Below are 1,800 nucleotides of genomic sequence, written 5' to 3'. Positions count from 1 at the left end.
CCGCGCCTGTTCATCGATTTCGATCAGAATGCGAAACACCCGATTGCTCTCGGGAAGGGTGACAAAACGCCTGGCGTCTTCCACCGAGGCAAGGCCAGCTTCGACGCCGACCCCCATCTGTCCGAGCAAGGCAAAGATCTCGGGCGAATTGACCTCCGAGAGATTGACGGAAGCTTAGTCTGGCAGCACGTTCCAGTTGGCGATGGCGTTTCGCGTTGCCGCTTCATTCCCTTCGATCCAGTCGCCGGTTGAAACCCCGACGCGCGTGCCCGAGGACACGCGGCGCAGCGACGTTATGAGCGCGTCTGCCGTATCGAGGCTTTAACGTCCATCGGCATTGCGCGGATGGATATGGAGTTCTGAAGCGCCCGATTCGACACATTTCAAACTGTCGCGGACCATCGTTGTGATCGTCAGGGGCAATGCCGGATGAAAATCGGATGGGCGTGCGCCGTTGATACAGGCTTGGATGATCATACCTGCCTCTCGGGGATGTCTGTTGCGAGACGTCCGGGACTTTGAATGCGCTTTGCGCCCCGTTTTTGCAAGTCCGGGAAAACGGGTGTTCGCGATAGCCCCTTTAATTGATGGCCGTCATTCTCGCTCAAAGCCCGGCTGCCTTTGTGAGATTGACGCGGAAGCGGTCGCGGCGGCGCTGATATTTGCGCGTCATCTCGGCAGACGCATGGCCGAGCTGTTTTTGCACATAGCGCTCATCGACTTCGGCGGAAGAGGCGAGGCCTGCGCGCAGGGAATGGCCGGAGAACAGTTTTATCCGCTCGGCCTCCGGCAGATCGCCGCGAATGCCGGAGGCGCGCACGGTTCTCTTGACGAGGCGGGCAACCTCCTGGTCCTTGAGCCGTTCCGGGCCCACCGCCTTGCCCTTGCCGGTGACCCGGCGGAACAGCGGGCCGTGGCCGATCCGGCCGAGCCTCAGCCAGGTCTCCACCGCATGGACCGGGCAGGTGAGCTCGGAGGAGCCGCGGCCGATTTCCACCTCGCGCCAGCCGGTTTTTCCGCGCAGCGTCACCAGCAGGCCCTTGTCGAGGATCTCGATCCAGCCGCCGCCATCCTCGCTCTGGTCGCGGCCGCAATCGAGCGCGACGATTTCCGAGCGGCGCAGCCCGCCGGCAAAGCCCGCAAGCAGCATGGCGCGGTCGCGCAGGCCGCGGAGCGTGCCGCGATCCAGCGTCTCGACCATGGCGATCAGCTCTTCCGGCAGGATCGCCTCCTTCTGGCGGGGCGGGGCTGCATGGCGATTGCGGATCCCGGCCAGCACGGTGGCGATATGCCGGTCGCGGCGATCGAGCGCGAGGCCGCGCTGGGCATAATGCCAGGAGAGTGCCGAAAGCCGCCGCTCGATGGTGGCGACCGAAAGCGCCTTCGCACCGGGCGCTGCTTCACCGGCAGCAAGGGCCGTGATGTAGAGCCCGACGGTTTCCGCATCCGGGGGCAGGGGGGCAAGCCCCTTGCGCCGGCACCAGCCGGTAAAATGTGCCCAGTCGGCCTGGTAGGCACGCCGGGTATTGGCCGCGCTTGCGGCTTCGACATAGAAGCGCGCACGTTCCACCAGCGGCGCCAGATGCCCCGCAACCGCGCCCGACGCCCCGGCCCCCTGCAATCCACCGTCAACTCCCGTGCCGAGAGACGGGCCGGCATGCGGATCGGTGTCGTTTTCGGTCATGAACGGCCTCAGAGCGTGGGTTTTCATTATAATGACAGTTTAGAACGATAATGCAAGATTATCGATCTAAACACCAGAGAGACAAGCCGTGCGGTTGTGTCATAAAACGCTGGCAT

At 63.7% G+C, this 1,800-nt stretch carries 1 protein-coding gene and 1 pseudogene; both read right to left on the bottom strand.

All coding sequences use genetic code 11. The annotated features are described in order from the left end of the window. A pseudogene (locus tag HPQ62_RS20850) lies at positions 1-477 on the bottom strand (3-keto-5-aminohexanoate cleavage protein); the annotation flags it as partial. Positions 478-604: 127 nt separating this feature from the next. Continuing rightward, positions 605-1,684, bottom strand: coding sequence for a site-specific integrase (locus HPQ62_RS20845; protein ID WP_174804517.1), 1,080 nt, complete (start codon positions 1,682-1,684; stop codon positions 605-607). Between the last annotated feature and the right edge of the window lie 116 nt (positions 1,685-1,800).

The organism is Martelella limonii (assembly GCF_013344475.1).
Lineage (GTDB): Bacteria > Pseudomonadota > Alphaproteobacteria > Rhizobiales > Rhizobiaceae > Martelella > Martelella limonii.
This window is presented reverse-complemented; position numbering and strand designations above follow the sequence as displayed.